The organism is Klebsiella electrica, assembly GCF_006711645.1.
In the GTDB taxonomy this organism is placed as follows: domain Bacteria; phylum Pseudomonadota; class Gammaproteobacteria; order Enterobacterales; family Enterobacteriaceae; genus Klebsiella; species Klebsiella electrica.
In genome coordinates this window covers 4519384-4532916 of record NZ_CP041247.1, presented here as the reverse complement: position 1 = coordinate 4532916, position 13533 = coordinate 4519384, and the positions used below count along the sequence as shown (strand labels likewise).

Annotated in this window: 14 protein-coding genes and 3 tRNA genes; 13 read left to right on the top strand and 4 right to left on the bottom strand. The window is 56.0% G+C overall.

Annotated features, from left to right (window positions below; all coding sequences use genetic code 11):
• The first annotated feature begins 13 nt into the window (after positions 1-13).
• The gene (locus tag Electrica_RS21635; RefSeq protein ID WP_100684708.1) at positions 14-253 is read left to right on the top strand and encodes a DUF1435 domain-containing protein; all 240 of its coding nucleotides are present in this window, start codon (positions 14-16) and stop codon (positions 251-253) included.
• A 21-nt stretch (positions 254-274) separates the two neighbouring features.
• Here the strand turns inward: Electrica_RS21635 and Electrica_RS21630 are convergent.
• The 4 genes from Electrica_RS21630 to rsmC all read right to left on the bottom strand — a co-directional run bounded on the left by Electrica_RS21630 (position 275) and on the right by rsmC (position 1787).
• A tRNA-Leu gene (locus Electrica_RS21630) sits at positions 275-360 on the bottom strand.
• Positions 361-391: 31 nt separating this feature from the next.
• Positions 392-477: transfer RNA gene (locus tag Electrica_RS21625), tRNA-Leu, on the bottom strand.
• A 28-nt stretch (positions 478-505) separates the two neighbouring features.
• Positions 506-592 (bottom strand) — tRNA-Leu (locus Electrica_RS21620).
• Between the two features lie 166 nt (positions 593-758).
• Positions 759-1787 (bottom strand): 16S rRNA (guanine(1207)-N(2))-methyltransferase RsmC, encoded by a 1029-nt coding sequence (rsmC, locus tag Electrica_RS21615; RefSeq protein ID WP_141965355.1) that lies wholly within the window; start codon positions 1785-1787, stop codon positions 759-761.
• Positions 1788-1991: 204 nt separating this feature from the next.
• Between rsmC and Electrica_RS21610 the strand changes: the two genes are divergently transcribed.
• The 12 genes from Electrica_RS21610 (at position 1992) to deoD (ending at position 13454) form a co-directional block, all read left to right on the top strand.
• Positions 1992-2405, top strand: coding sequence for a DNA polymerase III subunit psi (locus Electrica_RS21610; RefSeq protein WP_100682653.1), 414 nt, complete (start codon positions 1992-1994; stop codon positions 2403-2405).
• Positions 2374-2820 (top strand): ribosomal protein S18-alanine N-acetyltransferase, encoded by a 447-nt coding sequence (gene rimI / locus Electrica_RS21605; protein ID WP_100682652.1) that lies wholly within the window; start codon positions 2374-2376, stop codon positions 2818-2820. Before Electrica_RS21610 ends, rimI begins: the two co-directional genes overlap by 32 nt.
• Positions 2821-2921: 101 nt before the next feature.
• Complete coding sequence (gene yjjG, locus Electrica_RS21600) at positions 2922-3599, top strand: pyrimidine 5'-nucleotidase (RefSeq protein WP_100682651.1); 678 nt, start codon at positions 2922-2924, stop codon at positions 3597-3599.
• A gap of 91 nt (positions 3600-3690) precedes the next feature.
• Entirely contained in the window at positions 3691-5280 is a 1590-nt protein-coding gene (gene prfC, locus Electrica_RS21595; RefSeq protein ID WP_100682650.1) for a peptide chain release factor 3, read from the top strand.
• Between the two features lie 215 nt (positions 5281-5495).
• Positions 5496-6107, top strand: a complete 612-nt coding sequence (gene osmY / locus Electrica_RS21590; protein ID WP_141965354.1) for a molecular chaperone OsmY — start codon at positions 5496-5498, stop codon at positions 6105-6107.
• Positions 6108-6336: 229 nt separating this feature from the next.
• Positions 6337-6498 (top strand): DUF1328 domain-containing protein, encoded by a 162-nt coding sequence (locus Electrica_RS21585; RefSeq protein ID WP_100682648.1) that lies wholly within the window; start codon positions 6337-6339, stop codon positions 6496-6498.
• A 252-nt stretch (positions 6499-6750) separates the two neighbouring features.
• A complete protein-coding gene (locus Electrica_RS21580) occupies positions 6751-7824 on the top strand; it encodes a patatin-like phospholipase family protein (protein WP_100682647.1) in 1074 nt (357 codons plus the stop codon).
• Entirely contained in the window at positions 7821-8600 is a 780-nt protein-coding gene (locus Electrica_RS21575; protein ID WP_100682646.1) for a TatD family hydrolase, read from the top strand. The genes Electrica_RS21580 and Electrica_RS21575 overlap by 4 nt, the downstream gene beginning before the upstream one ends.
• A 494-nt stretch (positions 8601-9094) precedes the next feature.
• Positions 9095-9874 carry a deoxyribose-phosphate aldolase gene (gene deoC, locus Electrica_RS21570; protein ID WP_131049520.1) on the top strand — a complete coding sequence of 260 codons (780 nt, stop codon included), beginning with the start codon at positions 9095-9097 and terminating at the stop codon, positions 9872-9874.
• Between the two features lie 156 nt (positions 9875-10030).
• A complete protein-coding gene (gene deoA / locus Electrica_RS21565; protein ID WP_141965353.1) occupies positions 10031-11353 on the top strand; it encodes a thymidine phosphorylase in 1323 nt (440 codons plus the stop codon).
• Positions 11354-11405: 52 nt separating this feature from the next.
• Positions 11406-12629 carry a phosphopentomutase gene (deoB, locus tag Electrica_RS21560; protein WP_131049522.1) on the top strand — a complete coding sequence of 408 codons (1224 nt, stop codon included), beginning with the start codon at positions 11406-11408 and terminating at the stop codon, positions 12627-12629.
• Positions 12630-12734: 105 nt separating this feature from the next.
• The gene (gene deoD / locus Electrica_RS21555; RefSeq protein ID WP_100682665.1) at positions 12735-13454 is read left to right on the top strand and encodes a purine-nucleoside phosphorylase; all 720 of its coding nucleotides are present in this window, start codon (positions 12735-12737) and stop codon (positions 13452-13454) included.
• Positions 13455-13533: the final 79 nt, after the last annotated feature.

The window sequence follows — 13533 nt, the reverse complement described above, 5'->3', positions numbered from 1 at the left end:
GATGGGTGGAAACATGTTGCAGCGAGCTTTGGGCAGTGGATGGGCAGTGCTGCTTCCAGGCATACTGGTGGCTGTACTGGGAGGGGCTGGTCTGTCGGTAGAAGCCTGGCGTGGGCTGGTCACGGTCGGGCTATTGATGTCGGCATTGATGATCTGGCACCGGCGCTTGCGGCATTTCGTCCTGTTACCGTCATGTGTGGCGTTAATCAGTGGGATTATGCTAATGGCGTTGAATTTGAAGCTGACAGGATAATACAGAGAAGGGTAAGAATATTGGTGCGAGGGGGGGGACTCGAACCCCCACATCCTAAGGACACTAACACCTGAAGCTAGCGCGTCTACCAATTCCGCCACCTTCGCACAGTATTCTTTATTTTTGATATCGCCTCGTTGGTGCGAGGGGGGGGACTCGAACCCCCACATCCTAAGGACACTAACACCTGAAGCTAGCGCGTCTACCAATTCCGCCACCTTCGCACAGTGCGAGCGATATCTGCGTGGTTTATGGTGCGAGGGGGGGGACTTGAACCCCCACGTCCGTAAGGACACTAACACCTGAAGCTAGCGCGTCTACCAATTCCGCCACCTTCGCATTCCATCGATACTCAGAAAGTATCGTTACCACGGAGGCGCATTCTAGTGGTTTTCAGCTATTCGTCAATAGTTAATTGTGTGGCCTGGATTGATTGTTGCAAAAATGGTCGGATGTGAGGGAGGGAACCGGCGGCGGGGTGGCGGCCGCCGGAGAAGCGGAAAAATTATTTTTTCGCCTGACGGGTCATGACGGTACGGTAAACCTTAAAGCGGCCGGTCTGGGCAATCACTTCATGGAAGCCGAAGACTTCATCCAGCACATCCGGATACGGCAGGAAGGCGTTGGCGACAATACGCAGCTCCCCGCCGCTGTTCAGATGACGGACCGCGCCGCGAATCAACGTTTGCGCGGCTTCCTGGCTGGTCTGCAGGCCATCGTGGAACGGCGGGTTGGAGATAATCATGTCGAAACGACCGTTCACTTCGGAGAACACATTGCTGGCGAACACGTCGCCTTCAATGCCGTTAGCGGCGAGCGTGGCGCGGCTCGCTTCAACCGCCGGCGCGCTGACGTCACAGAGCGTCAGGCGGACCTTCGGCGAGTGGCTGGCCAGTACGGTCGCCAGTACGCCTGCGCCGCAGCCGACATCGAGGACTTTACCCTTGGTGTGCGGCGTCAGCGTTGACAGCAGCAGCTGGCTGCCAATGTCCAGTCCGTCACGGCTGAATACGCCGGGCAGCGTTTTAATGGTCAGATTTTCCAGCGGGTATTCACCCCAGTACTGTTGCGCATCGAACGTCGGCTGTTTTTCCAGACGCCCGTGATACAGCCCGCAGCGACGTGCGCTGTCCACTTTCGTCAGGGGGACATATTCGGCCAGCATCTGTTCGGCGCTGCGAACGCCGCTGCGGTTTTCACCGACGACGAAGACGTCAATCCCGACCGGCAGCAGCGACAACAGATTCATCAACTGAAACTGCGCTTCCGGTTTGTTCTTTGGCCAGTAGTAAATCAGCGTATCGCAACCGGCAACATCGCTGGCTTCGGCGACCAGGCTAAAACGAACGTTTTCGCCCATCTGGCCGTTCAGCGCTTGCCAGTGGTGAAACTGCTGGGTATGGGCGCGACTGGCCGCGGTGTCCAGACGTGCGGGCAGGTCATCCTGCAGGTCACCGGCAAACAGAACGCGTGCGGGTTCGAAATCATCACTGTGGCGCAGCAAGACTTCACTTGCCGGGGTAAAAGCAGACATGAAACACTCCTTCATTAAGACTGGCGCCGATTATACACGTTATCCAAAATGCTGCCTCTTTGTTGGCGCTGCTGGCGCCGCCCGCGCGCGGATAACGTTACGCCGGTCATCTCCGGGCGAACGGCGGGCGCGTCTACGTAGTTTGTTGGCGCAGATAAGCGGGATTTGCTATATTGCGCGCTTAATTCACAGGAGTGTTGCGCTATGACTTCCCGACGAGAGTGGCAATTACAGCAACTGGGTATCACCCGGTGGTCGCTGCGTCGCCCCGGGGCGTTACAGGGTGAAATCGCTATCTCGCTTGCCGGGCATATTCGGTTGGTGATGGTGGCGGAAAACCCGCCGTCGCTGACTGAACCGCTCATCAGCGATATTCTCCGTGCTCTGGCGCTGTCGCCGGATCAGGTACTGCAGCTCACGCCGGATCGCGTGGCTATGTTGCCGCAGGATAGCCGCTGCAACAGCTGGCGGCTGGGTACTGACGCGCCGTTACTGCTGGCGGGCGCACAGGTTTCGACGCCCGCTTTTGATGAACTCCAGACCAGCGCGCCTGCCCGTATGGCGCTCTGGCAACAAATCTGCGCTCATGAACACGATTTCTACCCTCAACACGGCTGATTTGCCCCGTGCCTGGCAAATAGAACAACGCGCCCACGCTTTTCCGTGGAGCGAGCAAACCTTTGCCAGTAATCAGGGTGAGCGCTATCTGAACCTTCAACTGACGGTTGATGGCGAGATGGCGGCCTTCGCGATTACGCAAATTGTCCTGGATGAGGCGACGCTGTTTAACATCGCCGTCGACCCTGCTTTTCAGCGGCGTGGCCTTGGGCGAGCGCTGCTGGAACAGGTGATTGATGAGGTCGAGAAACGCGGGATCGTGACGCTATGGCTGGAGGTGCGCGCGTCGAACGCCGCCGCCATCGCCCTTTACGAGAGCTTAGGTTTTAACGAGGCAACCATTCGTCGTGGCTATTATCCCACGGCCGACGGGCGTGAGGATGCGATCATAATGGCGCTGCCAGTCAGTATGTAACAGCCTGTACGCCAGGCTTTTTTAAGGGCAGGTCTGACGCTGCGATGTTCAGATCTGCTGTAACAAGACGCCTGTGGGGCGGGCAATGACAGGGTGATACGATGAAGTGGGACTGGATTTTCTTTGATGCCGACGAAACGCTGTTTACGTTTGATTCTTTTACCGGTCTGCAGCGAATGTTTCTCGACTATAGCGTGACCTTTAGCGCCGAAGATTTTCAGGACTATCAGGCCGTGAATAAACCCCTGTGGGTGGATTATCAAAACGGCACGATCACTGCGCTGCAGCTGCAACATCAGCGTTTTAATAGCTGGGCGGAGCGCCTCAGCGTGCCGCCGGGCGAACTCAACGACGCCTTTATGAATGCGATGGCCGAGATCTGCTCGCCGCTGCCGGGAGCGGTATCGCTGCTGAATGCGCTGCAGGGCAAGGTGAAGATGGGGATCATCACCAACGGGTTTACCTCCCTGCAGCAGATCCGTCTGGAACGTACCGGCTTGCGCGATCACTTTGATTTATTGATTATTTCTGAAGAGGTTGGCGTAGCGAAGCCGGACGCGCGCATTTTCGAATACGCGCTGGCGCAGGCGGGTCATCCCGATCGTTCCCGCGTACTGATGGTCGGCGATACGGCGGAGTCCGATATTCGCGGCGGGGTGAATGCCGGCCTGGCCACCTGCTGGCTGAACGCCCATCAGGGGGAATTGCCTGCCGATCTTCACCCCGACTGGACGGTGACCTCTTTAAGCGACCTGGAGCAGCTCCTGTGTAAACACTGATTGCCTCCCCCCCATTGATGGGTAAAATAGCCGCAATTTTTCGTATTCCACATGCGTGGCCGGTTGCCGCGTTTACTAAGAAGAATCAATTATGACGTTGTCTCCTTATCTGCAAGAGGTGGCTAAACGCCGCACTTTTGCCATTATCTCTCACCCGGATGCCGGTAAAACGACCATCACCGAGAAGGTATTACTGTTCGGACAGGCGATTCAGACCGCCGGTACCGTTAAAGGCCGTGGTTCCAGCCAGCATGCCAAATCGGACTGGATGGAGATGGAAAAGCAGCGTGGTATCTCCATTACCACCTCGGTGATGCAGTTCCCGTATCACAACAGCCTGGTTAACCTGCTGGATACCCCGGGCCACGAAGACTTCTCCGAAGATACCTACCGTACTCTGACGGCGGTGGACTGCTGTCTGATGGTCATCGATGCGGCGAAAGGCGTTGAAGACAGGACCCGTAAGCTGATGGAAGTTACCCGTCTGCGCGATACGCCGATCCTGACGTTCATGAACAAACTCGACCGTGATATCCGCGACCCGATGGAGCTGCTGGATGAGGTGGAGAACGAGCTGCGTATCGCCTGCGCGCCGATCACCTGGCCGATTGGCTGCGGTAAGCTGTTTAAGGGCGTGTACCATCTCTACAAAGATGAGACCTATCTCTATCAGACCGGTAAGGGCCACACGATTCAGGAAGTGCGGATCGTGAAAGGGTTGAATAACCCGGATCTCGATCAGGCGGTCGGCGAAGATCTGGCGCAGCAGCTGCGCGATGAGCTGGAGTTGGTGCAGGGCGCTTCAAACGAGTTTGATAAAGATCTGTTCCTCGCAGGTGAAATCACCCCGGTCTTCTTTGGTACGGCCTTAGGTAACTTCGGCGTGGATCATATGCTGGATGGCCTGGTGGAGTGGGCGCCGGCGCCGATGCCGCGTAAAACCGATACCCGTGAAGTGACGGCGGAAGAAGAGAAATTTACCGGTTTCGTCTTTAAAATTCAGGCCAACATGGATCCGAAACACCGTGACCGCGTGGCCTTTATGCGCGTGGTATCCGGTCAGTATGAGAAGGGCATGAAGCTGCGTCAGGTGCGTACGGGTAAAGACGTGGTGATTTCCGATGCGCTGACCTTTATGGCCGGTGACCGTTCTCATGTGGAAGAGGCCTGGCCGGGCGATATCATCGGTCTGCACAACCACGGCACGATTCAGATCGGCGATACCTTCACTCAGGGCGAGATGATGAAGTTCACCGGTATCCCGAACTTTGCACCGGAGCTGTTCCGTCGCATTCGCCTGAAGGATCCGCTGAAACAGAAACAGCTGCTGAAAGGGCTGGTACAGCTTTCTGAAGAGGGCGCGGTACAGGTCTTCCGTCCGATCGCCAATAACGACCTTATTGTCGGCGCGGTCGGTGTGCTGCAGTTTGATGTGGTCGTGGCTCGCCTGAAGAGTGAATACAACGTTGAAGCGATTTACGAATCGGTGAACGTGGCGACCGCGCGTTGGGTGGAGTCCACCGACGTGAAAAAATTTGAGGAATTTAAGCGCAAAAACGAAATTCAGCTGGCTCTCGATGGCGGTGATAACCTGACATATATCGCGCCAACCATGGTTAACCTGAATCTGACGCAGGAACGCTATCCTGACGTGATGTTCCGTAAAACTCGCGAGCACTAATCCCTTCCGGAGCGCGGTTCTCCCCGCGCTCCACGCTATTTTTTCGTCGTTTCCCGCGCTATAGAAAGTTCTTAAAGATGCCGTCAGCGTAACTTTTTGTACATATTTTCCGTCTCTTTGATGACCTTCTACTATATTTAATAAGTAATTTTTAAGATTCTGGCTTAATTAACTACTTATTTTGCTTTAGCGGTAGAAATAACGAGGACAGAGAGATGACAAGACTAAAGAATGCCGGGACGTTGCTGGCTCTCTTCTTAGGCTCGGCCATGATAAGCGCCTCGGCATATGCAGAAAATCCGCCGGCGGGCAGCGCACAATCGGTTGCCACCTGTGCGGGCAAGGCCGTCGACAGCTCGCTGAATAAAGTCGGCGATTTTATGGATGACAGCACGATCACCGCCAGGGTGAAAGCGGCGTTGATTGACGATAAAAATATTCGCAGCAGCGATATCTCCGTGAAAACAGAGAATAAAGTGGTGACGCTAAGCGGTTCGGTTGACGGCGCGGGGCAAAAAGATCTGGCGGTGAACGCCGCGAAAACGGTCAAAGGCGTGACCAGCGTGAATGACCAGCTGCGCGTGGTCGCAGAGCCATCTGCTAGCCTGAAGGGATATGCAGGCGATACGGCTATTACCAGTCAAGTCAAAGCCAAACTGTTGGCGGATGACATTGTGCCGTCGCGAAAAGTCACGGTTGAAACCCGCGGCGGAACCGTCCATTTATCCGGGACCGTTGATTCTCGTCAGCAGGCGGACCGTGCGGCAGACATTGCCAAAGCCGTTTCTGGCGTAAAAAACGTAGAAAATAATCTCAGCGTTAAATAATCCCATTCATTTAATAACGTTATTTCCCGCGAACTATTCACCTGTGGGAGGTAAATAAATGAATCCTCTGGCGCTTATTCAGGTCATTTTATCGAGGAACACGGGCATCGCCCAACCACCAGCAATTCGACGTATGACGAGTTAAGAAAAAGAGCATGACAGGGTTGGTTTATGCGCGGCCTGAGCGCGCAGAAACGCGGCCGTTATCCACTATGGTAAGGAGCACATTATGTTTCGATGGGGCATTATTTTTCTGGTCATTGCACTGATTGCCGCCGCGTTAGGATTTGGTAGCCTGGCGGGTACGGCTGCCTGGGCTGCAAAAATCGTCTTTGTCGTCGGTATTATTCTGTTCCTGATTAGCCTGTTTACCGGGCGCCGGCGCCCATAGAAAGCGATCTTTCCCTGTCGCGCAAGATGCGAAAGGCGTTTCACTGACATAGCGTTTTACATAAAGCCAGTCCTCAGGACTGGCTTTCGTGGTTTATGGGGGGTAATAATTGCAGGACGGCGCGGCGCTGGACGTCAGGATTCCTGAACGCGTGCGGGCGGCGGGCATCGTCCGACGGGCCGGGTGCGCTGGGGGGGAGACCCCAGCGGATCTTTTTGGGCTGGTACAATAAAAACATAACAGGAAAGCAGGGTGGGACATCGAATTCCCGTAACGCTTGGCAATATTGCACCGTTGTCTGTCAAACCATTTATTCCGGGCAAGCTTGGCCTGGTGTGTGAGGGCGGCGGTCAGCGTGGTATTTTTACCGCCGGAGTACTCGATGAGTTCATGCGCGCGGGATTCAACCCCTTTGACATTATGTTGGGGACATCCGCCGGAGCGCAGAACCTGTCGGCCTACATGTGCAACCAGCAGGGCTATGCCCGCAAGGTCATCACCCGTTACACCACGGCCCGGGAATTTTTCGATCCTATGCGTTTTGTCCGCGGCGGCAATCTTATCGATCTTGACTGGCTGGTGGAGACCGCGGCGCAAAAAATGCCGCTGGCGATGAGCTATGCGGAAGAGCAGTTCGCCCAGGGGAAAGAGCTGTGGATGTGCGCCTGCCGGGGCGATGATTATACGCCAGACTATTTTGCTCCCACCCAGGCCACGTGGCTCGATCTGATCCGCGCCTCCAGCGCGATCCCCGGTTTTTATCGCAGCGGCGTCATGCTGGACGGCATCAGCTATCTGGATGGCGGCGTCAGCGATGCGATTCCCGTGCAGGAGGCGGCCCGACGCGGGGCGCAAACCATCGTGGTTATCCGCACGGTGCCTTCGCAGATGTTCTATACCCCCCAGTGGTTTAAGCGAATGGAGCGTTGGCTGGGGGAAAGCAGTCTGCAGCCGTTTGTGAACCTGGTCCAGCACCACGAGGCCACCTATCGCACGACCCAACAGTTTATTGAGAAGCCGCCGGGTAAGCTGCGAATCCTGGAAATCTATCCGCAGAAACCGCTGAAAAGCATGGCGCTGGGAAGCCGTTTACCGGCGCTGCTGGAGGACTACAAGACCGGGCGGCAGTGCGGGCGTTATTTCCTCGCGACGGTCGGCAAGCTGCTGGCCGACCGTCCGCCGCTGGTGCGTCATTTGCCGCGTGTCGCGCAGCCCGCCTCGGTCGTGGTGCCGGCGGCTTCCGTCGCCAACGATTCTCACCCGGCGACCTTTGTGACCGCCCCGCAGGCCAATGACGCCCACTTTGATAACGAGGATCTGGCATGACGTGGCCGTTTATCGATACGCATTGTCATTTTGATTTTCCGCCCTTCGCTGACCATGCGGCCGACAGTCTTGCCCGGGCGGCGCAAGCCGGCGTCACGCAGATAATTGTTCCGGCCATTGAAGCGGAAAATTTCCCCCGCGTATTAGCGCTGGCGGAGCAGCATGCGGCGCTTTATGCCGCCGTGGGACTGCATCCCATTGTGATTGAACGGCATGATGAGCGCAGCCTTGAGCTGCTGGAAGCGTGCCTGCGCCAACGCCACCGGAAGCTGGTCGCCGTGGGGGAGACGGGGCTCGATCTGTATCGTGACGATCCGCAGTTTGAGCGCCAGCAGGTCATGCTGGAGGCACAGCTGCGGCTGGCGAAGCGTTACGATCTGCCGGTGATTCTGCACTCCCGACGCACTCACGATACGCTGGCGATGCTGTTGAAAAAACATGCGCTGCCGAGAACCGGCGTGGTGCATGGTTTTGCGGGAAGCCTGCAGCAGGCGGAACGCTTTGTGCAGTCAGGATATAAAATTGGCGTCGGCGGGACCATAACCTACCCGCGAGCCAGCAAAACGCGTGATGTGATGGCGCGTCTGCCGCTATCGGCGCTGCTGCTGGAAACGGATGCGCCGGATATGCCGCTCAATGGTTTTCAGGGGCAACCAAATCGGCCAGAACAGGTGGCCCGTGTCTTTGCCTCGTTATGTGAACTGCGGCAGGAACCTGCGGATGTTATTGCGAATGCGTTGATACACAATACGAAAGCGTTGTTCTATACCCTGTGACACGGCTGGCGTAGCGCACTCTCAGCGATGTCGCTCGGGCGTCAGCCGCGACTAAGACGTTGCGGCATCATCGTGGGCTGACTGCCTTATGACCTGGATATCCTCTCTTCTGAACCCCTTCTTGTCATAATGTTATAATTCCATCATTTTTAACTTTCATTGAATTTGTTATTTTTCAATTTATTATGTTTGAAATTTTATTTTTAGCACAAAATGCACCCGCTTTAATCGAGAGGTTTTGTGTTTTTATGTTATTATTCTAACACTCTCTCGCATCTGAGGATTCTGATTATGCTTAAAGTAAACCAGGCGTTCTGAAGCGTAATACTGCACCTTGAAAGGTGATAAGGATCACATTTCAGCTATGCAAATTCCAGGTGAGTTTTCATTAACTGTGATGAATGTCGAAGTGTAACGGCGAGGTGATGTTACAATAGTAACAGACTCGCAAGGTGAGAAACTATTGAACCGGCAATAAGCCGTCGGAGTGAGAAATGACTGATTTATCTACAAGCAGCCTGCGCGCGTTGAAACTGATGGACCTGACTACGCTGAACGACGATGACACCAATGAAAAGGTGATCGCTCTGTGCCATCAGGCAAAAACGCCGGTAGGCAATACCGCGGCCATCTGCATCTATCCGCGTTTTATCCCGATCGCTCGTAAGACGCTGAACGCGCAAGGCACCCCGGATATCCGTATCGCCACGGTGACCAACTTCCCGCATGGTAACGATGATATCGCTATCGCGCTGGCGGAAACCCGTGCGGCCATCGCTTACGGCGCGGATGACGTTGACGTGGTATTCCCGTACCGCGCGCTGATCGCAGGTAACGAGCAGGTCGGATTCGATCTGGTGAAAGCCTGTAAAGAGGCCTGCGCGGCGGCCAACGTGCTGTTGAAAGTGATAATCGAAACCGGTGAGCTGAAAGAAGAAGCGTTAATTCGTAAAGCTTCTGAAATTTCTATTAAAGCCGGGGCGGATTTTATCAAAACCTCGACCGGTAAAGTCCCGGTAAACGCGACGCCGGAAAGTGCACGTATCATGCTGGAAGTGATCCGCGATATGGGCGTGCAGAATACCGTTGGCTTTAAGCCTGCGGGCGGCGTCCGCAGCGCTGAAGATGCACAGCAGTTCCTCGCTATTGCCGACGAAATGTTCGGCGCCGACTGGGCGGATTCTCGCCACTATCGTTTTGGCGCCTCCAGCCTGCTGGCAAGTCTGCTGAAAGCGCTGGGTCACGGCGACGGTAAGAGCGCCAGCAGCTACTAAGGCGTAACGGCGACAAAACCGTAGCCCGGATGAGGCGCAGCTGCGCCGATTCCGGGAAATCCCCGGCGTCGCGACGCCCGGCCGGGCTACAGGATCTTAGCGCGGGCGCAGATTGCGCCGCCCGCCGAATTTGACCTTATTCCTCAGGAGGTTACCTTGTTTCTCGCCCAGGAAATTATTCGTAAAAAACGTGATGGCCATGCGCTGAGCGATGACGAAATTCGCTTTTTCATCAACGGGATCCGCGATAACACCGTTTCTGAAGGGCAGATCGCGGCGCTGGCGATGACCATCTTTTTCCACGATATGTCTATGCCAGAACGCGTCTCGCTAACTATGGCAATGCGGGATTCAGGAACCGTTCTGGACTGGAAAAGCCTCAATTTGAACGGCCCGATTGTCGATAAACACTCTACCGGCGGCGTGGGCGATGTGACTTCGCTGATGCTTGGCCCGATGGTTGCCGCCTGCGGCGGCTATGTGCCGATGATCTCCGGGCGCGGTCTCGGTCATACCGGCGGCACCCTCGACAAACTGGAAGCCATTCCAGGTTTCGATATCTTCCCGGATGACACCCGTTTCCGCGACATTATTAAAGATGTTGGCGTCGCCATCATTGGGCAGACTAGTTCGCTGGCCCCTGCCGACAAACGTTTCTATGCCACCCGCGATATTACCGCGACGGTGGATTCCATCCCGCTCATCACCGCCTCGATTCTGGCGAAAAAACTGGCCGAAGGCCTGGATGCGCTGGTGATGGACGTCAAAGTAGGCAGCGGCGCCTTTATGCCGACCTACGAACTCTCCGCAGCGCTTGCCGAAGCGATCGTTGGCGTTTCCAACGGCGCCGGCGTGCGGACTACCGCGCTGCTGACCGATATGAACCAGGTGCTGGCATCCAGCGCCGGTAATGCCGTCGAAGTCCGTGAAGCGGTCCGCTTCCTGACCGGCGAATACCGTAATCCGCGTCTGTTTGATGTGACCATGGCGCTGTGCGCCGAAATGCTGATTTCCGGCAAGCTGGCCGAGGATGACGCCGACGCGCGGGCGAAACTGCAGGCGGTGCTGGACAACGGCAAAGCGGCGGAACTCTTTGGCCGGATGGTCGCCGCGCAAAAAGGGCCGACCGATTTCGTCGAGAACTACGATAACTATCTGCCCACGGCCATGCTGAGCAAAGCGGTCTTCGCTGATGGCGAAGGATTTGTCGCGGAAATGGACACTCGTGCGCTGGGGATGGCGGTGGTGTCGATGGGCGGCGGTCGTCGCCAGGCATCCGACCCGATTGACTACAGCGTCGGCTTTACCGACATGGCGCGCCTGGGCGACAGCGTTGACGGGCAGCGTCCGCTCGCGGTTATCCACGCCAAAGACGAAACCAGCTGGCAGGAAGCGGCGAAAGCCGTCAAAGCGGCAATTAAACTGAACGATAAGGCGCCGAAAGAAACCCCGACGGTCTATCGCCGAATCACCGAATAACGGTATACTGATCTGATCGCTTTTTTGCAGCGCAAAAGGTACGGAGAATAATATGAAACGTGCATTTATTATGGTGCTGGACTCTTTCGGCATCGGTGCGACTGAAGATGCCGCTCGCTTTGGCGACGTCGGCTCAGACACGATGGGCCACATTGCTGAAGCCTGCGCTAAGGGCGAGGCTGACCACGGCCGCAAAGGCCCGCTGAATTTGCCTAACCTGACCCGTCTGGGTCTGGTGAAAGCGCATGAAGGCTCTACCGGTAAAATTGCCGCCGGTATGGACGGTAATGCGGAAGTCATTGGCGCCTATGCCTGGGCGCATGAGCTCTCTTCCGGTAAAGATACGCCGTCCGGCCACTGGGAAATCGCCGGGGTGCCAGTTCTGTTCGAATGGGGCTACTTCAGTGACCATCAGAACAGCTTCCCGCAGGAGCTGCTGGATAAACTGGTTAAACGCGCGAATCTGCCGGGCTATCTCGGCAACTGCCACTCCTCCGGGACGGTGATTCTGGATGAGCTTGGCGAAGAGCATATGAAAACCGGCAAGCCGATTTTCTATACTTCCGCTGACTCCGTGTTCCAGATTGCCTGCCACGAAGAGACCTTTGGTCTGGATAAACTCTACGCGCTGTGCGAAATCGCGCGTGAAGAACTGACTGAAGGTGGTTATAACATTGGCCGCGTTATCGCGCGTCCGTTTGTGGGTGATAAACCGGGTCACTTCCAGCGTACCGGCAACCGTCACGATCTGGCCGTTGAACCGCCAGCGCCGACCGTATTGCAAAAGCTGGTTGACGAAAAAGATGGCCACGTGGTTTCCGTCGGGAAAATCGCCGATATCTATGCCAACTGCGGGATCACGAAAAAAGTGAAAGCGACCGGCCTGGATGCGCTGTTTGACGCGACCATCAAAGAGATGAAAGAAGCGGGTGATAAGACCATCGTTTTCACTAACTTCGTGGACTTCGACTCTTCCTGGGGCCACCGTCGCGATATCGCCGGTTATGCTGCGGGTCTGGAACTGTTCGACCGTCGTCTGCCGGAACTGATGGCGCTGGTGGGTGAAGATGACATTCTGATCCTGACCGCTGACCACGGCTGTGATCCGAGCTGGCAGGGCACTGACCACACGCGTGAGCACATCCCGGTCCTGGTCTACGGCCCGAAAGTTAAACCGGGCTCGCTGGGCCACCGTGAAACCTTCGCCGATATCGGCCAGACGCTGGCGAAATATTTTGGTACGTCCGACATGGAATATGGCAAGGCCATGTTCTGATGTCATTGCCGGGTGGCGGCTGCGCCTTACCCGGCCTACAAAACCGTAGGCGCGGATCGCTGCGCGCCACCGGGCAAAAAAAATTCAAATGAAAAGGAACTGAAGATGGCAACTCCTCATATTAATGCAGAAATGGGTGATTTCGCTGACGTCGTGTTGATGCCGGGCGACCCGCTGCGCGCGAAGCACATCGCGGAAACTTTCCTTGAAGACGTGCGCGAAGTGAACAACGTGCGCGGTATGCTGGGCTTTACCGGCACCTATAAAGGCCGCCAGATCTCCGTCATGGGTCACGGCATGGGTATCCCGTCCTGCTCCATCTACACCAAAGAGCTGATCACCGATTTCGGTGTGAAGAAGATTATCCGCGTGGGTTCCTGCGGTGCGGTACGTGCGGATGTGAAACTGCGTGATGTGGTGATTGGCATGGGCGCGTGCACCGACTCCAAAGTCAACCGTCTGCGTTTTAAAGATCACGATTTTGCTGCGATCGCTGACTTCGATATGGTGCGTAACGCGGTGGATGCCGCGAAAGCGCTGGGCGTTGATGCCCGCGTTGGTAACATCTTCTCCGCAGACCTGTTCTATACGCCGGATCCGTCCATGTTCGACGTGATGGAAAAATACGGCATCCTGGGCGTGGAAATGGAAGCCGCCGGTATCTATGGCGTAGCGGCGGAGTTCGGGGCGAAAGCGCTGACTATTTGCACCGTATCCGATCATATTCGTACGCATGAGCAGACGACTGCGGCTGAGCGTCAGACGACGTTCAACGATATGATCAAAATCGCGCTGGAATCCGTTCTGCTGGGCGATAAAGCGTAAACGTTGCATTGCCCGGTGGCGCTGCGCTTACCGGGCCTACTAAACTGAGCGGAATCTGTACACATTCACGTGCTGAGCG